The sequence below is a fragment of the Streptomyces sp. LX-29 genome (assembly GCF_029541745.1).
Taxonomy (GTDB): Bacteria; Actinomycetota; Actinomycetes; order Streptomycetales; family Streptomycetaceae; genus Streptomyces.
This window is the reverse complement of record NZ_CP089746.1, coordinates 2,769,418-2,792,715: the sequence shown is the minus strand read 5'-3', so window position 1 is coordinate 2,792,715 and position 23,298 is coordinate 2,769,418. Positions and strand designations below refer to the sequence as shown.

Genomic DNA, 23,298 nt, shown 5'->3' with positions numbered 1-23,298 from the left:
AAGGACGCGTACTGATGACCAGTCCAACCCGCATATCCGAATCGGCTTGGCGCAAGTCCAGTTACAGCGACAACACGGGGGACGAGTGCGTCGAGGTGGCCGACGGCATCCCCGGCGTCGTCCCCGTCCGCGACAGCAAGCACCCCAAGGGGCCGGTTCTCGTCTTCGAGGCGCCCGCCTGGGCGTCCTTCGTCGGGGCCGTCGGGCGCGGCGAGACGCTGGCTCGCTGACCCACCCGGCACCCGCCAAGGGGAGGGCGGCCCCCGCGTCGGGGGCCGCCCTCACGCATTCAGTTCGGCGCACGCGCGGCCTAACGACCCGCGCAGTACTGCTGCTCCTTGCCGATGGACCGGTACATGCAGTCCGCGTTCTCCAGCAGTTGGAGCACCGCGTCGCGGTTCCGGGCGGTCTCCCGCTCGATCACCTCGTCGGGCGGGTAGAAGCCGCCGCCCCCGCCGCGCGGGTACATCTCGAAGGTGTAGCCGAAGATCTTCTGGTTGCCCCACAGCCAGTCGTCGATCGTGCCGTCGGTGATGTAGAGGTCGCTGGACTGCTCGGGGGTGTAGCCGTTGCTGGCGGCCATCTTGCGGCCGACGGTGGCGAAGGCGTCGTGGTCGTCCTGGGTCAGGCCCGGGGCGGTGTCGTTGTACGTGTAGCCGAACGGCCAGAGCACCAGCTCGCTGTAGGTGTGGAAGTCGATCGCCGCCTTGATCTGCTGCTTCCCGCCGACGACCCGGGTGCGCACGAAGTCGGCGACGACCTTCACCTCGGGGGCGGACTCGGCGGCGGTGCCGCGGTAGGTCTCGGAGCCGGTGGAGCCGGAGGAGCCGCCGCAGCAGCCCCACTTGAAGTTCCAGTTGCGGTTCATGTCGGTGCCGACCGAGGAGGAGCCGGAGTTGGGCTGCCGGTTCTTGCGCCAGCTGCGGTAGGAGCCGGTGGCGATGTCGTACTCGCCGCCGTCCGGGTTGAGGTCCGGCACGATCCAGATCTCGCGGCCGTTGACGGCGCCGGTGATCCGGGAGTCCTTCCCGTAGCCCTGGGTGAACTCGCGGAGCAGGTACAGCGCCATCTCCACCGTGAGGTGCTCACGGGCGTGCTGGTGGTGGGTGAACAGCACCTCGGGCTCGGCCTCGTCGGTGCCCACGTTGTCGCTGATCTTGAGGGCGACGAGGTCGCGGCCCTGGTACGACTTGCCGATCACGCGCTTGCTCAGGATGTTCGGGTACTTCGCGACCGCGGCGTCGATCTCGGCGGTCATCTCCGCGTAGGTGTGGTACTTCGAGTCCGCGGGCGGGAAGTCGAAGGGGCGTACGGCCTTGCCGCCGGTACGGGCCGGGGGCCCGGGCAGCGCGGTCAACCGGTGGCCGAGCGCCCGTAACGCCCTGGCCTGGGCGGCGTCGGCGGTGATCACCAGGGAGCGGGCGTCCACCTCGTCGATGGAGGCGCCGGTGGAGGCGATGGCGGTGCGCTGGGCGGCGGTGGTCCGGCCCGCCACCTCGTACTGCCGCTGCGTCTCCTCGGCCCGGGTCGTGGGGGACGCCGGCGCAGGGTCGGAGTCGTCGGCCTGGGCGACGAGCGGCGCGCCGAGCGCGAGAGCGAGCACGGCCGCCAGCGCGGTGGCGCGTCTGCCGGCCCTTGCGCGTATGCGAAGTCGCATGAGGTCTCCTGAGGGGGGTGAAAGGTGCGACTGCGCTCAGTGTTCGGCCATGGGCATGACAGGGTCAAGAGTGGCGGGGTGCTCGGAATCCGCCAACTTCCGTCCGCCTTCCGTGCGTTGGATTGCCTCACGGCCCGCCGAGACCAACAATGCGCATGTCAAAACCGAAACCACTTCGGTGTGGAGAGGAACCCCCCATGCAGAGACCTCTCGTCGGTGCGCTCGCGACGCTGCTCCTCGCCGGCGCCTCACTCGTCGGCGCGGGCACCGCCCAGGCCGTCGCCCCGAGCCCCGCCCCCGACCGGGCCCCGGCCGCCCCGCTCGCGGAGGCCAAGGGCAAGGCCGTCGACTTCGCCGGCACGGTGGCGCTGAGCAACTGTTCCGGTTCGGTGGTGCGGCTGCCGAACTCCGTCGACACCGACCCGGCCCTCGTCCTGTCCAACGGTCACTGCCTGGAGGGCGGGATGCCCGCCGCGGGCCAGGTCATCGTCGACCGGGCCTCCAGTCGGTCCTTCACCCTGCTCAACTCCTCCGGAAGCGGCGTCGGAACGCTGCGCGCCACCAAGGTCGCGTACGCCACCATGACCGACACCGACATATCGCTGTACCAGCTGAGCTCCACCTACGCGCAGATCAAGCAGCGCTACAAGATCGACGCGCTGAGCCTCTCCGCCGACCACCCGGTGCCGGGCACCGCCATCAAGGTGGTGTCGGGATACTGGAAGCGGATCTACACCTGCGACATCGACGGCTTCGTGTACCGGATGCGTGAGGGCTCGTGGACCTGGAAGGACTCGGTCCGCTACACCCCCTCCTGCAACACCATCGGCGGCACCTCCGGCTCGCCCGTCGTCGACGCCGCCACCGGCAAGGTCGTCGCCGTGAACAACACGGGCAACGAGGACGGCGAGCGGTGCACGGTCAACAACCCGTGCGAGGTCGACGAGAGCGGCAACGTCACGGTGCACCAGGGCATCAACTACGCCCAGCAGACCTATCTCATCGCCGCCTGCGTCGGCACCGGGAACAAGATCGACCTCACCCGGCCGGGCTGCGTGCTGCCCCGGCCCTGACCCGTCGCGAGACGAAGGTGCCCGCCCCTCGGGGGGGGGGCGGGCACCGTGGCGCGTCGGGGCGGACCCTCCGCTACGGCAGGCTGTGGACGTGCGGGCCGACCGCGCCCGACCAGGTGTTGCCGGCGGTCGCGTCCCAGTTGGTGGACCAGGTCATGGCGCCGCGCAGCCCCGGATGGGTCTTCGCGGGCTTGAAGGAGCCGCAGCCGGTGCCCCGGGTGAGGCAGTCCAGCGCGTTGTTCACCACCGACGGGGCGACGTGGCCGCCGCCGGCCGCGCGGGTGGAGGCGGGGGTGCCGAGCCCGACCTGGGACGGGTCGAGGCCCCCTTCGAGCTGGATGCAGGCCAGGGCGGTGAGGAAGTCCACGGTGCCCTGGGAGTAGACCTTGCCGTCGCAGCCCAGCATGGAACCGCTGTTGTAGTACTGCATGTTGACGACGGTCAGGATGTCCTTGATGTTGAGCGCCGTCCGGAAGTACGCGTTGGACGTCGACTGCATGTCGATGGTCTGCGGGGCCATGGTGATGACCAGCTTCGGCCCGGCCTTCTGCGACAGCGAACGCAGCGCCTGGGTCATGTAGGTGGCGTTGAGTCCGTTCTCCAGGTCGATGTCGACCCCGTCGAAACCGTACTCCCGCATCAGCGCGTGGACGCTGTCGGCGAAGTTGGCGGCGGAGGCGGCGTCGTTGACGCCGACCGTGCCGCGCTCGCCGCCGACCGAGATGATCACGGACTTGCCCGCGGCCTGCTTGGCCTTGATGTCGGCCTTGAACTGGGCGACCGTGTAGCCGCCGAGCCCCGCCGAGTCGAGGTTGAAGGTGACCGCCCCGGGCCGGCTCGTGGCGTCGGCGAAGGCCACCGCGATGATGTCGTAGTTCGGCTGCACGTCGGCGAGCTTCTGCACGGCGGCGCCGTTGTCGAAGTTCTGCCAGTAGCCGGTCACCGCGTGCCGGGGCACGGTCGGCCCGCCGCCGCTGCCCTCCGTGGTCGTCGCCGTGACCGGGGCGGACTTCGACGACTCGCCGGCGGCGTTGGTCGCGGTCACCTCGAACCGGTACGAGGTCCTGGGGGTCAGTCCGGTCACCGTCGCCGAGGTGCCGCTGACCGCCTGCACCTTCGTCCCGTCGCGGTAGACGTGGTAGCCGGTGGCCCCGCCGACCGGGTTCCAGGACAGGTCGACCGAGGTGGCGGTGGCGGTGCCCACCGCCAGACCGGTGGGCGCGCCGGGTATCGGCTCGCCGGGGTCGCTCCCGCCGGGCCCGCTCAGGCTGATGTCGTCGGCGTGGTACGCCGGTTGCCCGTACCAGCCGTGGGTGTAGATGGTCACCGAGGTGGTGTTCGGGCCGGTGGTGAAGGACGTGGACAGCTGCTGCCAGCCGGGCGCGGAGGCGGTCCAGGTCGACACGTCGGTGGTCCCGGTGCCGCCGGCGCCCAGATAGACGTAGGAGCCCTGGACCCAGGCGCTGAGGGTGTACGAGGAGCCGGGCTTGACGCTCACCGTCTGGGAGCACCGGGCGTTGTCGGTGCCGGCCGGAGTCGCCTTCAGCGCGGCCGACCCGCCGTGCGTCGGGCTGCCGACCGTGGTGCCGCTGTCGCCCGAACAGGTCCAGGCGCTCAGGCCGTTCTCGAAGCCCGGGTTCCGGGCGAGGTTGGGGTCGGCCGCGGCGCGGGCCGGCCCGCCGAGCGCGACGAGGCCCGTGGCCGCCAGGGTGCCGGCGGCCCCGGCCGCCAGGGCCCGGGTCAGTCGTCGGCGGGCGGTGGCGGCTGCGGGGAGTCCGGCGCGTGGCGCACGGTCCATGACTGCCTCCGTGGGGGAGTGGTGATGCAGGGGGTGAGGGAGAGGAACTCGCTTACGGTGGCCACCGTTTGGCCGATAAAGTTGGTCCAGACCAATCGGGTTGTCAAGGCTTGTGGACGAGACCGTTGGCCTGTTCTCTCCCGCCGCATTCGTGGATAAAGTGCTGCTGCACCAGCACAGGGCAGTATCGACCTGCGGCCGCCGCTCGCCCCGGCGCCCGAAGTGAACGGGGTAGCCGACGTGCCCACCGCGATTGCCGTCACCAGCCGGGAGTTGGTGCTGCCACCGACCTTCGGTCACGCGCTGCCCGACGGTCAGACGCCGTCCGGCGTCGTCCTGCCGCACCCCGACGCCCAGTCCCTGGAGACCGCGCTCGCCGAGACCGCCGCCCTCCTCGACCAGCAGGGCTATCTGGTGGTGCTCTACCCCGCCGCGTCCCCCGCGCCCCTGGTGCGGCGGCTGCACACCGTGCGCTCCCTGCTGGAGAGCGACCGCATCGCGCTGCTAGCCCTGGACCTGCCGCCGCTCGCCGTCGGCGTGCTCGCCCGTCAACTGCGCCAGCTCTCCGTCGCCGACTTCAGCCCCGGCGTACTGGGCTGCGCGGCCCGGCTGTTGGCGCACTACATCCACGCGGGCGCCCAGCTCGGCTCGGTCGCCCGTCTCGACCGGGTGCCCGTCGGGCTGGGCTCACACGTCAGGTCCTGGGTGCCCGGCAGCCGGTTCGGGGTGATCGCCCACCCCACCCCGCGGCTGGTCACGGTGGGCGGCGGGGCCGACGAGCCGCCCGCCCCCGGCTACGCCACCCAGCTGACGCTCGCCCGCGGCCAGCACGGCGGCCACGGCGCCGACTGGATCACCGGCACGCTGGCCTCCGGCTGGCGGGTCACCGGTGTCCAGGAGGTGGAGCTGCCCGGCGAGTCGCCCCGCTGGTGGGGCACCGGCCGGCTGACCGAGTTCGCCGCCGCCATTCCCGACCTGTCCGTCCTCTACCAGCTGGTGGCCTCCGTACGGCGGGAGGAGTGCCACTGGTGCGGCCTCGAACTCATCGGGGACCGCTGCGCGTTCTGCTCCTGCCCGGTGCCACGCTCCGAGGCGGCGCCCGCCCTCGCCCCGGCCGCCCGACCCGCCCTGACCAGCCACTGACGTCCCGTTCCCGAACGAGGTTGCCCGTCCATGAATGCTCGCCAGCGCCGCGGAGTGATCCTGCTGCTCCTGTCGGTCCTGTGCGCCGTCGGCGCGTTCGCCGGAGTGCTGTCCGTGATCGACGACGTGGAGTCGAAGGTCGGCCCCGAGACCACCGCGTACAAGCTCAAGACGGACATCCCCGCCTACGAGACGCTGGACGCGGGCGAGTTCGAGGAGGTCTCCATGCCCGAGCGATGGCTGCCGGACACCGCCGTCACCGACCTCGCCGAGCTCCGCGGGAAGATCGCCGTCACCCCGCTGCGCAAGGGCTCGCTGCTCCAGGCCGACATGATCGTGGATCGCCCCGCGCTCCGAGCGGGCCAGCAGGAGATCGCCATCATGATCGACGCGGCGACCGGCGTCGCGGGCAAGATCAGGCCGGGGGACGAGGTCAACATCTACGCCACCTTCGAGGGCCGGAAGCAGGACGACAAGCCGGTCTCCAAACTCATCGTCTCGGCCGCCCGGGTCATCGACGTCGGCGAGCTCACCGCCCTGGAGCCGGACCGCGACGAACGCCGACGGCTGGACAAGGCGGTGCCCATCACCTTCGCCCTGGACACCCGGGACGCCCAGCGGGTCGCCTACGCCGAGTCCTTCGCCTCCCATGTCCGGCTGGCGCTCATCGCCCCCGGCGGCGCCCCCGACCCCGTCGACCCCGCCGACCGCACGTACACCCTCGACGCCGACAAGTAGCAGGAGGCGGCCACGGTGACCATCACAATCCTTCCGGCTGTCGGCGACCCGGACGCCGCCCGCGCGGTCGGTGGACTGCTCGGCCAGCTCCCCGACGTCGAGCCGCTGGCTCCGGTCGCCGACTCGACCCGGCTGCTGGACGCGCTCGCCACGCTGGCCGCCGCTTCGGTGGAGGAGCTGCCGCAGGTCGTCCTGGTGCACGAGCGGATCGGACCGGTGCCGGCGCTGGAGCTGATCCGCGAGGTCGCGCTGCGCTTCCCGGCCGTGGGCGTGGTGCTGATGACCGCGGACGCCGGCCCCGCGCTCTACTCCGCCGCCATGGACTCCGGCGCCCGCGGGCTGGCCGCGCTGCCCCTGACCTACGACGAGCTGGCCGCGCGCGTGCACGCCGCCGCCCAGTGGGCCCAGGGCGTCCGCCGCCATCTGGGAGGCGGCGGCGACCCGCTGGCCGTGGCCCGACCGGGCGGGCGGCTGGTCGCCGTCGTCGGCGCCAAGGGCGGCGTCGGCACCACCGTCACCGCCGTCCAACTGGCGCTGGCCGCCCAGTCCGCCGGGCGCAGCGTGGCGCTGGTCGACATGGACCTCCAGTCCGGGGACATCGCCTCCTACCTCGACGTGCAGTTCCGCCGCTCCATCGCCGACCTGGCGCAGATCGCGGACATCACCCCGCGCGTGCTCCAAGAAGCGGTCTTCACCCACCAGACCGGGCTCGGGCTGCTGCTGGCGCCCGGGGAGGGCGAGCGCGGCGAGGAGGTCGGCGAGACCGCGGCCCGACAGATCATCGGGGCGCTGCGCGCCCGCTTCGAGATCGTCGTCGTGGACTGCGGCACGCAGATCACCACGGCCGGCGCCGCCACCATCGAGATCGCGGACACCGCGCTGCTGGTCACCACCCCGGACGTGGTCGCGGTGCGCGCCACCAAGCGGATGGTCCGGCTCTGGGACCGGCTCCAGATCCGCAAGGCGGAGGAGACCCTCACCCTGGTCAACCGGCACACCCGCGGCGCCGAGATCCAACCCGCCCTGGTGGAGCGGGCCACCGGCACCCGGTGCGCCCGGACCTGCGTCCCCGCCGGCTACAAGGAGCTGCAACCGGCCGTCGACTCCGGCCGGATGCACGACCTCGACCCCAAGTCCGCGGTGCGACAGGCGCTGTGGGGGCTGGCCGGGGAGCTGGGCCTGGTCGACCCGGCCGCGGCCACCGGCGGCGGACGTGGCCACCGCGGCGGCCACGCCGGCGCCGCCGACCGCTCCCTTCCCGGGCTGCGCCGGCGCCGCGCCCTGGGCGCGGGCCCCGGAGCGGGCGGTGCACCGCCCCCTGACCCGCGCGCCGGCACCGGTCCCGAGGCCCTCACCCAGGTGCCCAGCAACGGCCGCTTCGGTCGCCGTCGGGGCGGCGACCGCGGACAGGTCACCGTCGAGTTCGTCGGCGTGCTGCCCGTGATCCTCGTCGTGCTCATCGCCATCTGGCAGTGCGTCCTGGTCGGCTACACCTACTCCCTGGCCGGCAACGCCGCCGACGCGGGCGCCCGCGCCGCCGCGGTGGGCGAGGACTGCGCGGCCGCCGCCACCGAGGACCTCCCCGACGCCTGGACCGCGGACGTCTCCTGCGGCGCCGCGGACGGCGACGTCCGAAAGGTCACCGTCGACCTGAAGGTCCCCTTCCTCTTCCCCGGCGCCGTCGACTTCCCCTGGCATGTCACGGGCTCCGCCGGCGCGGTCGAGGAGGCCGGGCGATGACGGCGCGACGACGGCCCTGGCGGGCGGTGGACCGGGGGGAGGCCCGCAGCCGGCGGCCGGGCGCGCGGCGGGGCGCGGGCGGTCCCCGCGCGGCGGCCTCCGCGCGGCGGTGGGACCGGGGCGCGCGGGACCAGGGCGCGGGGGACCGGGGCGCGCGGGACCGGGGCATGGCCTCCATCGAGCTGATCGGCTTCCTGCCGCTGCTGTTGGTGATCGCGCTCGCCGGGGTGCAGCTGGGCCTGGCCGCCTACGCCGCGCAGCAGGCGGGCACGGCGGCCCGGGCGGCCGCCCGCACCGCCTCCCTGGACGACCCGGTGAGCAGTCCGGGCGCGGCGGGCCGGGCGGCGGTCAGCGGCTGGCTGGCCGACGACACCAGCGTCGACTGGAGCTCCTGCGACGGGAGCGCGGAGGCGCACGCCACCGTCACGGTCCGGATCCCACGGCTGCTGCCCGGCATCGGGCTCGACGAGGCACGACGGGAGGCCACCATGCCCTGCCCGGCGGACGACGCACTGGCGGGCGGTGGACCGGCGGGCGGCGGATCGACTGACGGTGGATTGACGGGCGGGGGGTCGACGGGCGGGGGGTCGACGGCCGGCGGACCGGCGGACGGTGGACTGCCGGACGGAGGAGGGGACGCATGAGCCTGCGGTCGCGGATCGCGGCCCCCGAGGGCCCGGCCGAAGGGCGCCAGGACGGCCGGCTGGTCGCTGTCTACCGCACCAAGCTGCTGGAGGAGATCGACCTCGCGGAGATGTCCTCGCTGGCCGCCGCCGACCGGCGGTCCCGGCTGGAACGGGTGCTGGGGCACATCATCAGTCGCGAGGGCCCGGTGCTGTCCACCGCCGAACGCGCCCAGCTGATCCGCCGGGTGGTGGACGAGGCGCTGGGCCTCGGTGTGCTGGAGCCGCTGCTGGAGGACGCCTCCATCACCGAGATCATGGTCAACGGCCCGGATCAGATCTTCGTGGAGCGGGCGGGCCGCATGGAGCGGGTCCCGGTCCGCTTCGCCTCCCCCGAGCAGCTGATGCAGACCATCGAGCGGATCGTCTCCACCGTCAACCGGCGCGTCGACGAGTCCAACCCGATGGTGGACGCCCGACTGCCGTCCGGCGAACGGGTCAACGTCATCCTGCCGCCGCTTTCCCTGACCGGCGCCACCCTCACCATCCGGCGTTTCCCCCGCGTCTACACCCTGCGCGAACTGATCGGCATGGGCACCCTGGACGAGCAGATGCTGTTGCTGCTGGCGGCGCTGGTGCGGGCCCGTTTCAACATCGTCGTCTCCGGCCCCACGGGAGCGGGGAAGACGACCCTCCTCAACGCGCTCTCCGGGTTGATCCCCGAGGGCGAGCGGATCATCACCGTCGAGGACGCCGCCGAGCTCCAGCTCCAACAGCCGCACGTCATCCGGCTGGAGTCCCGCCCCCCGAACGTCGAGGGCAAGGGCCGGATCACCATCCGCGACCTGGTGCGCAACTCGCTGCGCATGCGCCCCGACCGGATCATCGTCGGCGAGGTGCGCGGCGGGGAGACGCTCGACATGCTCCAGGCCATGTCCACCGGCCACGACGGCTCGCTGGCGACGGTGCACGCCAACAGCGCCGAGGACGCGCTGATGCGGCTGCAGACGCTCGCCTCCATGTCGGACGTCGCCATCCCGTACGAGGCGCTGCGCGACCAGATCAACAGCGCCGTCGACTGCGTCGTCCAGCTGGCCCGACACGCCGACGGCACCCGCAAGGTGAGCGAGATCGCCCTGCTCGACTCGCACGGCCACGAGGAGTACCGCATCACCACCGTCGCCCGCTTCCACCCCGAGCCGATGGGCGCCGACCGCACCATCCGCGGCCGCTTCGACCACTTCCCGCTGCCCGAGCGCCTCGCCGACCGACTGCGGCTGGCCAACGAACCGGTGCCACCGGCCTTCGGGGTCGCCGCCTACCCGGCGGAGCTGACGACCCGCGCCGCGCCGGGCCGCGGGCCGTACGACGGGGCCGGCAGGAACGGCGGGACGGGGCCCTATGGCGGGACGGGGCCCTATGGCGGGACGGGGTCCCACGGCGGGACGGGGTCCTATGGCGGAACGGGGTCCTGCGGCGAGGCAGGGTCCTATGGCGGGCCGGGGCCCTATGGCGAGACGGGCGGGTCCGGCGCATACGACGGGGTCGGCACCGGGGCGGAGCCCGACGGGGTCGGGACCGGGGCGGAGCCCGGCGGCGGACCCTACGGCGGCCTTCCCGGCGCCTTCGGCGGTGCCGAGGCGGAGGGTGGTTTCGGCGGAGCGGGCGGGCCGGGGGGTCACCGTGGCTGACCCGGCCCTGCTGACGGTGGGCGGCACCCTGCTGAGCGGCGCGCTGGCCGTGGTGGGCGTTCAGACCTACGCCTCCGGACGGGCCCAGCGGCAGGCGCTGATCGAGCGGCTCTCGGACGCGGGGCCGGCGCCCCGCGCCGGACACCCGCGCCGCTTCGCCCGGCTGGACCGGAGGCTGCGCGCCACCGCCCTCGGCCGGCGGCTGGAGCGGCGGCTGGCGGCGACGGGCCTGACCACGACCCCCGCCGAGTTCGTCGTCTACACGGCGAGCGCGGCGGCCGGGCTGTGGCTGATCGCGGCCACCGCGCTCGCGGCCTTCTTCGGCCCGATCGCCGCACTGGTCGCCGTGTGGTCGGCGTTCGCCTTCCTCGCCTGGCAACGACAGAAGCGGATCGAACGGTTCATCAACCAACTGCCGGAGCTGGCGCGGATCCTGGCCAACGCCACACAGGCGGGCCTGGCGCTGCGCACGGCGCTGGGCATGGCGGCCGACGAGATGGACGCTCCGGCCGGGGAGGAACTGGGCAAGGTGGCCGCGAAGCTGGCCGTCGGGCACTCCGTCGACGAGGCGCTGGGCGAGCTGGCCGACCGGCTGCCCTCCCGGGAGCTGGTCGTGCTGGTCACGACCCTGGTGCTCTCCCACCGAGCGGGCGGCACGGTCGTCACCTCGCTGCGCAACCTCACCCAGACCCTGGAGGAGCGCAAGGAGACCCGTCGGGAGGTGCGCACCCAGCTCTCCCAGGTCACCGTCACCGCCTATGTGGTGCCGCTGATGGGCGTCGGCACGCTGCTGCTGATGGACAGGATCTCGGCCGGGTCGATCGAGCGGATGACCGACAGCTTCTGGGGCCAGGCGGCCGTGGTCGTCGCCTTCGGGCTGTACGGGACGGGGTTCTTCCTGATCCGCCGCCTGTCGAAGATCGATGTGTAGCGGGGGAGCGCGAAGACGATGGCACTGATCCTGGCCCTGGCGATGGCCCTGTCGGTGGCGGGCGTCGCGTACGGGATCGCGCTCTACCGCGGCGAGGCCAAGCTGCCGAGCGACCTGGCGGTGGCGCTGGAGGTCGGCTCCACGCGGACCACGGCGGTCGGCTCGGCGGTGGACCGGCTGGGCATGCGCTACGCCCCGCTGGTGCTGCGGCTGATGGGCGAGCGCCGGGTCGCCAAGGTCCGCCGTCGCATCGACCGGGCGGGCAACCCCGGCGGCCTGACGGTGGACCGCTACGCGGCCCGGAGGGCGGTCTACGGGGCGCTCGGCTTCGGCGGCGCCCTGGTGATGCTGGCCGAGGGACAGCTCCTGCTGGCGCTGCTGCTGTGCGCCTTCGGGCTGTTCTGGATCGAGGTGGGGATCTGGGCGGCGGTGCGGGAGCGGAAGGACGCGATCGAGCGAACCCTGCCGGACTTCCTCGACGTGCTGGCGGTGGTCGTCAGCGCGGGCCTGAGCTTCCGCCAGGCACTCGATCGGGTGGCGGAGCGGTACGAGGGGCCGTGGGCCGACGAGCTGCGGATCACCCTCCGTCAGATGGACATGGGCGTCAGTCGTCGCCAGGCATTCGAGGAACTACGCAAACGCAACGACTCCGAGCAGGTGGCCCAGTTTGTGACGGCGCTGCAGCAGGGCGAGGACCTCGGTGCGCCGATCGTCGACACGCTGATCGCCATCGCCAACGACATGCGCCGCACCGACGCACAGAACGCCCGCCGCCGCGCCGCGCGCGCGGTGCCCAAAGCCACTGTCATCATCACCACGTTCATGGTGCCGGGCACGGTGATCCTGCTGATCGCCGGCTTCTTCATCGGATCCGGCACCAACGTCGGCGACATCACGGGGGAATGACGCATGCACACCGCAGCGAGAGGAACACCCCATGATGCACCCCGTCGCACCGCAGGCCACGCCGCACATCTCCCAACACACCTCTCCCCACCACGATCAGCTGCGCTCCGCGGCGGCGGTCTCGAAAGCGTTTCCATCGAGACAAGAACCTTCGCGTATGCAACGGGATATGGCACAGTCGTCTACGGAACACCCGGAAGGGGGTGAGAGGGGTGGACCACACTGACCCGGCCCGCCGGGCACGGTTCGAACCTCCCTGGAGCGGAAAGCAATGCCCCCGCGTGCCCTGTTCCGCGGCCGGTGTTCGGGCGTACTTTGCTCGTGTCGCCAGCGGCACCACGGGGGGCGGAGCGCCGGCCCAGAGGGGGGCGGCCACGCGTGGAGGGGAATGCGATGGGAAAGCGTACGGTGCGGAACGACCGGTGGCGGGCCCAGCTGACGGGCCGCCTGGCGGACCGGGGGCAGACCTCGGTCGAGTACCTGGGCGTCATCGCCGTGGTGGTGGCCATCGCTCTCGTCCTGATGACGACGGACTTCGGCGGCATGATCGCGGGCGCCATCTCGGACGAGATCTCGAAGATCACCGGCGGCTGAGGCGGCTGACCGATGGGCTGGCCCGTCGCCTGCGCGGCGATGCGGGCCAGGCGTTCCCTCTCTATCTCACGGCGGTCGTGGGCCTGCTCTTCCTCGCCCTCGCCTTCTTCGCGGTGGGCCAGGCCGGAGCCACCAGGAACGGCGGCCAGACCGCGGCCGACGCCGCCGCGCTGGCGGCCGCGCAGAGCTACCGCGGCCAGCTGCGGGTGGCGCTCCTGGACGCGATCGCGCGTGACACGCCCTGGGACGACATCCTGGACGGCAGGTTCGGCGTTCCCGAGGACCCCTGCGCGGACGCCGAGTGGTTCGCGGGGAAGAACGACGCGCGGCTGCGCGCGTGCGACCCGGGCTATCTGCCGGTGTCCTTCGCCGTCACCGTGGAGACCCTGCACACCGTGGGGAAGTCGGTCATCCCCGGCACCGAGAACAAGCGGGCGACCGCTCGAGCCAAGGCGGTCGTGGAGCCGCGCTGCGTCCACGAGCCTCCCGAGACGCCTCCCGAGCCGGAGCCGAGTGGGGGCGAGGACGACCAGGACGAGGACAACCCCGAAGGCAAGGACAAGGACAAGGACAAGGGCGAGGACAGGCGCAAGGGCGAGGACGAGCCCGCGGAGGAGAAGCCCCCGATCCACCTGGTGTGCGACGGGGCCGAGGTGGACATCGACCCCGAGCGTCTCGACGACTTCCCCGAGGCGAAGGCCCTCTACGCCGTGAAGCTGGCCCCCTGACCGTATGACCCTCCGACCGTCGACCGACACGCGAAGGACTGCCCACTCATGAGCATGCGGCGTACGACGAGGCCCCACGGGGGCGTGTTCGCGGTGGGGGTCGTGGCCGCCCTCGCCCTGACGCTGGCCGGCTGTGGGGGCGACGGTGGAGGCGGGGGCGACGACGGCGGGAGCGGCGGAGACGGCAAGCGCGCCACGACCAGGAAGCCGTCCGACTCCGTGCAACGGGCCGGGGAGTCGGGGCGGGAGCCCACCGAGTCCATCGGAGAGCTGAAGGGGCCGGGCGGAGTGACCGTCACCCTGACCTCGGCCAAGCGGGACGGCGGGGGCTTCCTCACGGTCGAGGGGACGGTGACCAACCGTGGCACCAAGCCGTTCCACGCGTACGCGTGGCGCTCCAAGGAGATCGAGCTGAGGTCCCAGTCCTCGGTCTCGGGAGCCTCCCTCGTCGACCCGGCGGGAAAGAAGCGCTATCTGATCCTGCGGGACACGGACGGCGAATGCCTGTGCACCACGGGCCTGAGCAACATCCGGCCCGACGAGAGCCGGCCGTTCTACGCCCAGTTCCCCGCCCCGCCGGACGACGTGAGCACGGTCGACTTCCAGCTCCCCACCATGCCGTCCGTCAGCATCGAGATCTCCGGGTGAACCGCTGATGTCGAGGAACCGCATCCGCTCCCAGGCGGCCGTCGCCGCCCTCACCGCCACGCTCCTCCTCGCCGTCCCGTCGCCCGCCGCCCACGCCGACGGCGGCCCCGGCGCCCCCGCCGACACCACGCCCCCCGTGGAGATCGACGCCGACGACGCCGATCTGCGGCTGAAGGAGGGCGCCGAACTGGCCCCCGGCCGTGTCCTCGACATCAAGGTGGTCGTGGAGACCGCCACCGGCGACGAGCGGCGTGAGGACACCAACACCAGGGTGAAGTTCGCCCTCCAGGCCGAGGTCCTCTTCGACAAGAACAGCGCGAAGCTCTCGCGCGAGGCCAGCGCGCGCATCAAGGTGATCGCCGACGAAGTCGAGGAACAGGGCGCCACCACCGTCCGCGTCTTCGGTTTCACCGACAACCTGGGCTCCTCCGCCCACGGCGACGACCTCTCCAAGGAACGCGCCAACGCGGTCCAGCAGGAGCTGTCCAAGAGCCTCGACTCCACGGTCGACTACCAGATCCGCGGCTACGGCGAGCAGTACCCGATCGCGGACAACGCGACCGAGGAGGGGCGCAGGAAGAACCGGCGGGTGGAGGTCAGCTTCTCGCGAGACGGGTAGTCCGTCAGCCCCCCCTCGCGCGGAGGCTGGAGGAGGGTCGGCGCACGAGCCAGGGGCAGGGCGCTCGGGGGGTAATGGATCGGGTGGTCTAAAATGTGTTAGTCTGGACGCATGGCACGACCGAGGACGTTCGACGAGCAGCGCGCGGTCGACGCCGCGATGGGGGCGTTCTGGGCCGCCGGGTACGAGGCGACGTCGACTCAGGAACTGTGCGAGGCGACGGGGCTGGGGCGCAGCTCGATCTACAACACCTTCAAGAGCAAGCACGACCTCTTCCGCCGGGCCTTCGCCCGCTATGTCGAGCTGCGCGCCGAGCAGCAGGCCGAACTGCTGGGATCCGACCTGTCGGCGCGCGAGAAGATCCGCACGATGATGACCGACATCGTCGCCGAGGTGTACGGCGAGAGCGACGTCGACTGGCTGGCGGCGTCCACCGGGCGCGGCTGCTTCTTCATCAACACCGCGATCGAGCTGTCGGGCCGTGACCCGGAGATCGCCGAGCTGCTGAAGAGGGACTACCAGGCGCGCTTCGAGGCGTTTCGCGCCGTGATCGAGTCCGGGCAGCGCGCCGGCGACCTCGACCGGGGCGGCGACCCGGGCCGGCTGGCGCACTTTCTGATCGCCACCATCAGCGGGCTGCGGGTCTCCGCCCAGGCCGGCTGTGACCGGGCCGGGCTGGAGGGCACCGTGGAGACCGCCCTCGCGGCCCTGTGACCGGACCGGCCGTCAGCCCGGCTGGACCGTGATCCGTACGCCTCTCCGTACGCCCCACCCCGCCATCGCCCCCGCCTCCGCCTCCAGTACGTGGCGCGCCCGCGGTCGTGGCCGGCCGAGTCGGCCCGGGCGCATGGTCCGTACGGACAGCACGGTCAGCTCCCGGTCGAGATAGGCGACGTCGATGGGGAAGCGCATGCGGAAGGTGTGCACGCCGCCGGCCGGGGTCAGCAGCAGCGCGCCGTCCAGGCCGTCGCGACCCAGCAGGCCCCGGGTGCGGGCCCGGTAGGACGCGGCGATCTCCAGCGGTACGGCACCCCCCGGTGCGTGCAGCGTTCCGGTGCCGTCGTGCCACGCTCGCCCCATCTCCCGCCCCCTCGCGACTCGTTGGCACTGTTTCTACCAGCCGCCGCTTCCGTAGGCTCTGCGCCGTGTCCGCCCTGCTGATCGCCGCCGCCACCGCGTACGGAGCCGCCGCCGGGCTGCTCGTGCCCCGCCCGCTGCACCGGCTGGCCGTGCCGGCCGAGGAGCCGTGGCGGTCCGCGTGCCCGCGTGGGCACCCGATCACCGGGGTCGCCGGGGGCTGGCTCGGCCCCGCGCGGTGCGGCGCCTGCCGGCCCGGGGAGCGTGCGTACGGGATGAGCGCGCCGCTGGCCGCGCTCGGGACCGCGCTGGTCTGCGGAGCGCTGGCGGCGGCGGTCGGGGCGCGGCCGGAGCTCGCGGTCTGGCTGCTCCTGGCCCCACCGGGCGTGCTGCTGGCGGGGGTGGACCGGGCCGTCCACCGGCTGCCGGACGTGCTCACCCTGCCGATGGCCGCGGCCGCCGCCGCGCTGCTGGCCGTGGCGGAACTCCTGCCGCACGGGGCGGGCTCCTGGCCGAGGGCGCTGCTCGGCGGGGTCGTGCTCGGCGGCGGATACCTCCTCCTCTTCGTCATCAGCCCGAGCGGGATGGGCTTCGGTGACGTCAAGCTGGCGCTGACCGTGGGTATCGCCCTGGGGTGGTACGGCTGGCCCGTCCTCTTCCTCGGCGCCTTCGCGGGGCTGCTGCTGGGGTCCGGCTACGGCATGGCCCTGGTGCTGGCGCGACACGCCGGCCGGAAAACCGCCATACCCTTCGGACCCTTCATGATCATCGGGGCCGGTGCGGGGCTGCTCCTGGGCGGCCTCGGGGCGGCCTGAACCCCGCCTCCGCCCCCGTCCGGGACCGCCGGCCGTCAGCGCGCGACACCCGGTCACCCTCGTCGATGCATCGAGCACCCCTTACAAAGGGTTATGGTGGAAGCCCCCCCTCGGGCCGGTCCGTATCCCCCCCACGGACCGGCCCGTTTTTCGTGCCCCCGTGATCCGGTGCCGCCGCGCCCCCGCCGCCCCTCCCGCGTGCCCCGCGTTCACCGAAGCCCCGGGTCATGGCCGAAAACGTGCCCTAGACTCCCGCGCTGTTGAAATCAGCGCAGGTGAAGGGGAGGGGTCATGGCCACGGGGGGATGGGGTCCGCCGAACAATTCCGGACACAGGGGACGGCAGGCTCCGTATGGGCCTCCGCCGGTGCCCGATCCGTACGGTCCCCCGCCGGTGCCCGATCCGTACGGGCCGCCGCCCACGCCCTACCTCGGCCCGCCGCCGGGTCCCGCGCGGCGCCGGCGCCGTCTGTGGTGGCGGGTGCCCTTCGTCGGCTGGCTCATCCCGGTGCTCCGCTCGGCCAACCGGGCGGCCGAGAAGGTGTTCAAGCACCAGGGCGAAGGCCGCATCGTGGACCCCGTCGTGGACCGCGTACAGCTGACCCGATCGCTGCTCGGCCTGCTGGCCACCCTGGGGATCGCCTATGCCTACGGGCCCGAGGACGGCTGGAACGAGGCGGCCGAGAACAGCGTCGGCAATCTCCTCGTGACCCCGGTCCTGCTCATCGTCACCGGGCCGCTCGTCATGCTCGCCTTCATCTTCTACGCGCCGCCGCACCGGCGCCGGGTGCTGCGCTCCCGGCTGGGCGTCCCGCTGAAGACCATCGGCTGGTACCTGCTGACCGTGATCGCCCTCGGCGGGTCGATCTGGGCGGGGAGCCTCGCCGCCCAGTCGGGGGGGTACCAGGGCGCGGTCGACATCGCCATCGCCCTGGCCATGCTCGGGGTACTGCTCTGGGGGCTGCCGTTCCTCTTCTTCGCCTCGGCGCACGCCGCCCGCAGCGCCTTCAACACCGCCCATGTGCACGCCGCGCTGCCCGCGGTGCTCACCGGCGTGCTGGTCTGGGTGCTCGCCCTGTTCAACCTGTTCGACCAGGGCATGCCGAACGGGCCGGTCCAGGTCCAGCTGTGCTCGCTGCTGGGCGGTCCGCTCACCGTGACGGCCGTCTCGCTCTGGGAACTGCGGCGGATGCGGACCCGCCACGGGGTCACCATCCGCGGTTGATCCGCCACCGTGACCGCCGGCCCCCGGATCGCCGGATCGCCGCCGGACCGCCCGCGTCGCCGCGCCGGGCGCCCCGCCCGGCGCGGCGATCCGGGTAGCCGCGGCCGCCCGGCCGGTCCCGTTTCCGGCCCCGCGACCGCCGGGAGGCCCGCGACCGAAGCGATGCGATCCGGCCGCGCGGACACCCGCTACGGCGGCCCCGGCCTCAGCCTCGGCGCGCCCAGATGTTCACGCCCTCCGTGGTCCGCGCATAGGAGTCGATCTCGGTCAGCTCCTCGGCCGTGAGCTTCGGCGAGCCGAGCGCCGCCACGTTCGCCTCCAGCTGCGCCACGCTCGACGCCCCGATCAGCGCCGACGTCATCCGCTGGTCCCGCAGCACCCAGGCGAGCGCCAGCTGCGCCAGCGACTGGCCGCGCCGCGCGGCGATCTCGTTCAGCCCGCGCAGCCGCCGGACCATGTCCTCCGTCAGCAGCGCCGGGTCCAGCGACTTGCCCTGGGCGGCCCGCGAACCCGCCGGGACCCCGTCCAGGTACCTGTCGGTGAGCAGGCCCTGGGCCAGCGGGGCGAAGGCGATGCAGCCCATCCCCTGGGCCTCCAGGGTGTCCAGCAGCCCGTCGTCCTCGATCCAGCGGTTGATCATCGAGTACGAGGGCTGGTGGATCAGTGCCGGCACGCCCATCTCGCGCAGCAGCCGCGCCGCCTCGCGGGTCTGGCTCGCGCCGTACGAGGACACCCCGACGTACAGCGCCTTGCCCTGCTGGACGGCGGAGGCGAGGGCGCCCATCGTCTCCTCCAGCGGGGTGTCCGGATCGAAGCGGTGCGAGTAGAAGATGTCCACGTAGTCGAGGCCCATCCGGCGCAGCGAGGCGTCGAGCGAGGACATCAGGTACTTCCGCGATCCCCACTCGCCGTACGGGCCGGGGTGCATCTCGTATCCGGCCTTGGTAGAGATGATGAGTTCGTCACGGTACGGCCGGAAATCCTGGGCGAGCAGCTTGCCGAAGTTGAGCTCGGCGGAGCCGGGCGGCGGCCCGTAGTTGTTGGCCAGATCGAAGTGGGTGACGCCGAGGTCGAAGGCGCGACGCAGGATGGCACGCTGGGAGGTCAGCGTGCGGTCATCGCCGAAGTTGTGCCAGAGGCCGAGCGAGACGGCGGGCAGCTTCAGGCCGCTGCGCCCGCTGCGGCGGTACTCCATCGCGTCATAGCGGTCGGCGGCGGCCGCGTAGGGAGAGGTGGTGTCGCTCATGGATGATCCTGTTCGCGGGGTGTCACACGGACGCTACAGGCTCGCACCGCCCCAGGTTCGCCACCCGCGCCACCCCCGCAGTAGGGTGGCGCCCTCGGTGCGGACCGCCAGGGCCACGGCATGGCGGCAGGGCGAGCCGCGCGGCGCGACAGCACGAGACGCGGACCGCCGAAGCCGGCACGCCGCGAGGCCGCGGAGCGCGAGGCAAGGGCGTATGGCGCGAAGCACAGCAAGGCGCACAGCGCAGGTCATGGCATGGAGGGGCTGGAAGACGTGAAGTTGCGCGACCTGGTGTACGGGCTCTACGCACGCCGGGTGGAGGGCCGCCTCGACCATGCGCAGGTGCCCAAGCACATCGGCGTCATCCTCGACGGCAACCGCCGCTGGGCCCGGGCCTCCGGCGGCTCTCCCGAGCAGGGCCACAAGGCGGGGGCCAACAAGATCCAGGAACTGCTGGGCTGGTGCACCGAGACGGATGTCGAGGTGGTCACCCTGTGGATGCTCTCCACCGACAACCTCAACCGCCCGGAGAAGGAGCTTCTCCCGCTCCTGGCCATCATCGAGGACACCGTGCGCAACCTGGCGGCCGACGGCCGCTGGCGAGTGCACCACGTCGGCACCATGGACCTGCTGCCGGCGCACACCCAGACCGTGCTGAAGCAGGCCGAACAGGCCACCGACCACGTCGACGGGATACTGGTCAACGTCGCCATCGGCTACGGCGGCCGCCAGGAGATCGCCGACGCGGTGCGGTCCCTGCTGCTGGACCACGCCGACAAGGGCACCACCTTCGAGGAGCTCGCCGAGATCGTCGACACCGACATGATCTCCGAGCACCTCTACACGCGCGGCCAGCCCGACCCCGACCTGGTCATCCGCACCAGCGGCGAGCAGCGCCTCTCGGGCTTCATGCTCTGGCAGAGCGCGCACTCCGAGTACTACTTCTGCGAGGTCTTCTGGCCCGCCTTCCGCAAGGTGGACTTCCTGCGCGCGCTGCGGGACTACGCCGCGCGGCACCGGCGTTACGGGAACTGACCTCAGGGCTCGGTTCCCCGCCGGGCGCCCCCGCCCGATGAGGGCTCGGTTTCCCGCCGGGCGCCCCACGCCCTGAGGGCTCGGTTCGCCTCCGGGCGCCGCGCGCCCCTCGGCTCGGCCGCCGGTGCGCGCGGGGTCGGAGTGCGCGCGCTGCCGTGAGGGTGGCGGCGTGCGGGGGTTCGACTCAGTGGTCTCCCGGGACACGGTTGGCACGCGTGTCGCACAACGTTCACGTGGCTGCCGTCATATGCCGTTGCATGGGTTTGCACTATCGAGGGAATATCCCTGGCAGGTCGACGCCCTGCCCAACTGTCCATGGGGGCGTCGAACTGCCAGCGGGCGGCATGGGGCCGTCCGCCCGGGAGGCCCTTTGCTCACGGACGACTGTGCGGATCGTGCGTATGACGCGGAGGGCCGGTGCTCGGCCCCGCGTGGGGTCCTGCCCGGTCCATTCCCCCGCGACGCCGTCGCACCCCGACCTCTCCCGAGGGGGTTCGTCCACCCGTGGTGACCAGCAAGAAGCGCCGCGAGCAAGACCGGCGCACCTATGTTCTCGACACCAGCGTCCTGCTGGCCGATCCGAACGCCATGGCCCGCTTCGAGGAGCATGAGGTCGTGCTCCCGGTCGTCGTGGTCACGGAGTTGGAGGCCAAGCGGCACCACCCTGAGCTGGGCTACTTCGCCCGGCAGGCGCTCCGCCTGCTGGACGAGTACCGCATCCGGCACGGCCGCCTCGACGCCCCGATCCCCATCGGCGAGCTGGGCGGCACCCTGCGTGTCGAGCTCAACCACTCCGACCCGGGTGTCCTGCCCGCGGCCTTCCTCAACCATGGCGGACGGCCCGGGGACAACGACTCACGGATCCTCGCGGTGGCCAGGAACCTCCAGGCCGAGGGGTATGACGTCACGGTCGTCTCCAAGGACCTGCCGCTGCGCATCAAGGCGTCCTCGGTCGGCCTGCTCGCCGAGGAGTACCGCGCGGAGCTGGCCATCACCGACTCCGGCTGGACCGGGATGGCCGAACTGTCCGTCACCGCCGAGCAGGTGGACGAGCTCTACGCGGCCGAGTCCGCCGTCCGGGTGCCCGAGGCGGTGGGGCTGCCCGTGCACACCGGGCTGGTGCTCCAGTCCGAGCGGGGCAAGGCGCTGGGCCGGGTCACCGCGGACGGGACGGTGCGGCTGGTGCGCGGCGACCGGGAGGCGTTCGGCATCCGGGGCCGCAGCGCCGAGCAGCGCATCGCGCTGGACCTGTTGCTCGACCCGGACGTGGGCATCGTCTCCATGGGCGGCCGGGCCGGCACCGGCAAGTCCGCGCTGGCGCTGTGCGCCGGGCTGGAGGCGGTGCTGGAGCGGCGACAGCACCGGAAGGTGATGATCTTCCGGCCGCTGTACGCGGTGGGCGGTCAGGAGCTGGGCTATCTGCCGGGCACCGAGGCCGAGAAGATGAGCCCCTGGGCGCAGGCGGTCTTCGACACGCTCTCGGCGGTGACCACCGCGGACGTGATCGAGGAGGTGGTGGGGCGCGGCATGCTGGAGGTCCTGCCGCTCACTCACATCCGCGGCCGCTCGCTGCACGACGCCTTCGTCATCGTCGATGAGGCGCAGTCGCTGGAGCGAAACGTCCTGCTGACCGTTCTGTCCCGGATCGGCGCCAATTCACGGGTCGTGCTGACCCATGACGTGGCCCAGCGCGACAATCTGAGGGTGGGCCGGTACGACGGCGTGGTGGCGGTGGTCGAGAAGCTCAAGGGTCACCCGCTCTTCGCCCATGTCACTCTCAACCGCTCCGAGCGCTCCCCGATCGCCGCCCTGGTGACCGAAATGCTGGAAGATATCCATGTCTAGGGCGTAAAAGGGACGTTGCTGCCGTCGAGGCGCCGCGCGAGAAGCCAAGAAGCTTAGTCGCGCGGCGCCTTGGTGCGCGGGGGATTTCCTGAAACGGCTGGTGTAAACGGGGTGTGAGCTTTAACACGCAACAGAGAATTGCCTCCGGGTGTCGCCTTCCGGCAGGGTGTGGGTCCTGTCAGGCCCCGCATACGGCACATCAGCACCCCCAGCGGTGTGGAGCATCAGCAGTACCACAACTCAACACGCCGCCGTATGCCGCCCGAAGCACCACGGCCCTCCCAGCGGGGGACCACCGGGCCCGTGCCTCCCGTGACCAGTCGGTCCCCGTCACCAACCGGGGTCGGAACAAGGGGAGGCCAGCGCCAAGGGGCACGATTGCGCCCGCGAGGTCACCTAAGTGGGCGATGCTGGAAGGAAACCGTGTGAGCCGGATTTCGGTCCGGGGATTCGCAGTGGCGTCGGCCACCGCGGTCACCACTGTGGGCGCCGTCGTCGGCGTCGCCGCGGGCGGCGAGCAGAAGAGCTCCGCCGAGCCCGTCGAGGCGGCCGCCGCCGATGCGACGCTCCTCGCAGAGATACCCGCCGGCCAGCAGGCCCAGGTCCAGACCGCTTCGCTGACGGCGCAGGCGGACATCCAGTCCACTGCCGCCGACGCCGAGGCGAAGAAGGCTGCCGAGGAGGCCGCGCGCAAGCAGGCCGCGAAGGACGCCAAGGCGAAGAAGGCCGCCGCGGACAAGGCCGAGGCCGAGCGTAAGGCCAAGGAGAAGGCCGAGGCCGAGGCCGAGCGCGAAGCCAAGGAGCGCGAGGAGGAGGAGCAGGTCGCGAGCCGCTCCGCGCCGCGCCAGGAGTCCTTCCCGCAGCAGAGCTCGTACACGGTCGCCGAGGTGCAGGCGATCGCCCGGCAGATCGTCCCCGCCAACCAGTTCCAGTGCTTCAGCAACATCGTGAACCACGAGAGCACCTGGAACTACCAGGCCACCAACCCCTCCTCGGGTGCGTACGGCCTCGTTCAGGCGCTGCCCGGCTCCAAGATGTCCTCCGCGGGCGCCGACTGGCGGACCAACCCGGCCACCCAGATCAAGTGGGGCCTCAGCTACATGGACGAACGCTACGGCAGCCCCTGCGGCGCCTGGTCGTTCTGGCAGGCCAACCACTGGTACTAGG

The 23,298-nt window shown here is 72.3% G+C and carries 22 protein-coding genes and 1 pseudogene; 19 read left to right on the top strand and 4 right to left on the bottom strand.

Annotation, left to right across the window (positions count from 1 at the left end):
* Window positions 1–14 precede the first annotated feature (14 nt).
* Complete coding sequence (locus LRS74_RS11865; protein ID WP_277740976.1) at window positions 15–230, top strand: DUF397 domain-containing protein; 216 nt, start codon at window positions 15–17, stop codon at window positions 228–230.
* Between the two features lie 80 nt (window positions 231–310).
* Here the strand turns inward: LRS74_RS11865 and LRS74_RS11860 are convergent, their stop codons facing one another.
* The gene (locus tag LRS74_RS11860; RefSeq protein WP_277740975.1) at window positions 311–1,657 is read right to left on the bottom strand and encodes a M14 family metallopeptidase; all 1,347 of its coding nucleotides are present in this window, start codon (window positions 1,655–1,657) and stop codon (window positions 311–313) included.
* Window positions 1,658–1,854: 197 nt separating this feature from the next.
* On the opposite strand from LRS74_RS11860, the gene LRS74_RS11855 reads away from it, so the two are divergent.
* Window positions 1,855–2,730 carry a serine protease gene (locus LRS74_RS11855; RefSeq protein ID WP_277740974.1) on the top strand — a complete coding sequence of 292 codons (876 nt, stop codon included), beginning with the start codon at window positions 1,855–1,857 and terminating at the stop codon, window positions 2,728–2,730.
* A 73-nt stretch (window positions 2,731–2,803) separates the two neighbouring features.
* Here LRS74_RS11855 and LRS74_RS11850 read toward each other — a convergent pair whose 3' ends face one another.
* The gene (locus LRS74_RS11850) at window positions 2,804–4,528 is read right to left on the bottom strand and encodes a glycoside hydrolase family 18 protein (protein ID WP_277740973.1); all 1,725 of its coding nucleotides are present in this window, start codon (window positions 4,526–4,528) and stop codon (window positions 2,804–2,806) included.
* A 240-nt stretch (window positions 4,529–4,768) separates the two neighbouring features.
* Between LRS74_RS11850 and LRS74_RS11845 the strand changes: the two genes are divergently transcribed.
* From LRS74_RS11845 to LRS74_RS11790, 12 genes and pseudogenes are all read left to right on the top strand, one after another.
* A complete protein-coding gene (locus LRS74_RS11845; RefSeq protein ID WP_277740972.1) occupies window positions 4,769–5,671 on the top strand; it encodes a hypothetical protein in 903 nt (300 codons plus the stop codon).
* Window positions 5,672–5,701: 30 nt separating this feature from the next.
* A complete protein-coding gene (gene cpaB, locus LRS74_RS11840) occupies window positions 5,702–6,409 on the top strand; it encodes a Flp pilus assembly protein CpaB (protein ID WP_277740971.1) in 708 nt (235 codons plus the stop codon).
* A 15-nt stretch (window positions 6,410–6,424) separates the two neighbouring features.
* Entirely contained in the window at window positions 6,425–8,149 is a 1,725-nt protein-coding gene (locus LRS74_RS11835) for a TadE/TadG family type IV pilus assembly protein (protein ID WP_277740970.1), read from the top strand.
* Window positions 8,146–8,793, top strand: a complete 648-nt coding sequence (locus tag LRS74_RS11830) for a TadE/TadG family type IV pilus assembly protein (protein WP_347178124.1) — start codon at window positions 8,146–8,148, stop codon at window positions 8,791–8,793. The genes LRS74_RS11835 and LRS74_RS11830 overlap by 4 nt, the downstream gene beginning before the upstream one ends.
* A pseudogene (locus tag LRS74_RS11825) lies at window positions 8,790–10,121 on the top strand (CpaF family protein); the annotation flags it as partial. The gene LRS74_RS11830 and the pseudogene LRS74_RS11825, both read left to right, overlap by 4 nt.
* Window positions 10,122–10,455: 334 nt before the next feature.
* Window positions 10,456–11,394, top strand: a complete 939-nt coding sequence (locus tag LRS74_RS11820) for a type II secretion system F family protein (RefSeq protein ID WP_277740969.1) — start codon at window positions 10,456–10,458, stop codon at window positions 11,392–11,394.
* Window positions 11,395–11,412: 18 nt separating this feature from the next.
* On the top strand, window positions 11,413–12,300 hold the full coding sequence (locus LRS74_RS11815; protein WP_277740968.1) for a DUF5936 domain-containing protein: 888 nt from the start codon (window positions 11,413–11,415) through the stop codon (window positions 12,298–12,300).
* A 393-nt stretch (window positions 12,301–12,693) separates the two neighbouring features.
* Window positions 12,694–12,894, top strand: a complete 201-nt coding sequence (locus LRS74_RS11810) for a hypothetical protein (protein WP_277740967.1) — start codon at window positions 12,694–12,696, stop codon at window positions 12,892–12,894.
* Window positions 12,891–13,622: a pilus assembly protein TadG-related protein gene (locus LRS74_RS11805; RefSeq protein ID WP_347178194.1), complete on the top strand. Its 732-nt coding sequence runs from the start codon at window positions 12,891–12,893 to the stop codon at window positions 13,620–13,622. The genes LRS74_RS11810 and LRS74_RS11805 overlap by 4 nt, the downstream gene beginning before the upstream one ends.
* 48 nt (window positions 13,623–13,670) lie before the next feature.
* On the top strand, window positions 13,671–14,270 hold the full coding sequence (locus tag LRS74_RS11800; RefSeq protein ID WP_277740966.1) for a hypothetical protein: 600 nt from the start codon (window positions 13,671–13,673) through the stop codon (window positions 14,268–14,270).
* A gap of 7 nt (window positions 14,271–14,277) precedes the next feature.
* On the top strand, window positions 14,278–14,889 hold the full coding sequence (locus LRS74_RS11795; RefSeq protein ID WP_277740965.1) for an OmpA family protein: 612 nt from the start codon (window positions 14,278–14,280) through the stop codon (window positions 14,887–14,889).
* Window positions 14,890–15,000: 111 nt separating this feature from the next.
* On the top strand, window positions 15,001–15,603 hold the full coding sequence (locus LRS74_RS11790; RefSeq protein ID WP_277740964.1) for a TetR/AcrR family transcriptional regulator: 603 nt from the start codon (window positions 15,001–15,003) through the stop codon (window positions 15,601–15,603).
* A gap of 12 nt (window positions 15,604–15,615) precedes the next feature.
* Here the strand turns inward: LRS74_RS11790 and LRS74_RS11785 are convergent, their stop codons facing one another.
* Window positions 15,616–15,969 carry a DUF192 domain-containing protein gene (locus tag LRS74_RS11785; RefSeq protein ID WP_277740963.1) on the bottom strand — a complete coding sequence of 118 codons (354 nt, stop codon included), beginning with the start codon at window positions 15,967–15,969 and terminating at the stop codon, window positions 15,616–15,618.
* A 65-nt stretch (window positions 15,970–16,034) separates the two neighbouring features.
* On the opposite strand from LRS74_RS11785, the gene LRS74_RS11780 reads away from it, so the two are divergent.
* Together LRS74_RS11780 and LRS74_RS11775 are read left to right on the top strand one after the other, a co-directional pair.
* The gene (locus LRS74_RS11780) at window positions 16,035–16,781 is read left to right on the top strand and encodes an A24 family peptidase (protein WP_277740962.1); all 747 of its coding nucleotides are present in this window, start codon (window positions 16,035–16,037) and stop codon (window positions 16,779–16,781) included.
* 393 nt (window positions 16,782–17,174) lie between these two features.
* Window positions 17,175–18,005: a hypothetical protein gene (locus LRS74_RS11775; RefSeq protein ID WP_277740961.1), complete on the top strand. Its 831-nt coding sequence runs from the start codon at window positions 17,175–17,177 to the stop codon at window positions 18,003–18,005.
* Between the two features lie 205 nt (window positions 18,006–18,210).
* On the opposite strand, the gene mgrA is transcribed toward LRS74_RS11775, so the two are convergent.
* A complete protein-coding gene (gene mgrA, locus LRS74_RS11770) occupies window positions 18,211–19,251 on the bottom strand; it encodes an L-glyceraldehyde 3-phosphate reductase (RefSeq protein ID WP_277740960.1) in 1,041 nt (346 codons plus the stop codon).
* Window positions 19,252–19,524: 273 nt separating this feature from the next.
* Here mgrA and LRS74_RS11765 point away from each other — a divergent pair, with 273 nt between their 5' ends.
* The 3 genes from LRS74_RS11765 (at window position 19,525) to LRS74_RS11755 (ending at window position 23,297) form a co-directional block, all read left to right on the top strand.
* The gene (locus tag LRS74_RS11765; RefSeq protein WP_277744714.1) at window positions 19,525–20,286 is read left to right on the top strand and encodes an isoprenyl transferase; all 762 of its coding nucleotides are present in this window, start codon (window positions 19,525–19,527) and stop codon (window positions 20,284–20,286) included.
* Window positions 20,287–20,790: 504 nt separating this feature from the next.
* Window positions 20,791–22,131 (top strand): PhoH family protein, encoded by a 1,341-nt coding sequence (locus LRS74_RS11760; RefSeq protein WP_277740959.1) that lies wholly within the window; start codon window positions 20,791–20,793, stop codon window positions 22,129–22,131.
* 407 nt (window positions 22,132–22,538) lie between these two features.
* On the top strand, window positions 22,539–23,297 hold the full coding sequence (locus LRS74_RS11755) for a transglycosylase SLT domain-containing protein (protein ID WP_277740958.1): 759 nt from the start codon (window positions 22,539–22,541) through the stop codon (window positions 23,295–23,297).
* Window position 23,298 lies beyond the last annotated feature (1 nt).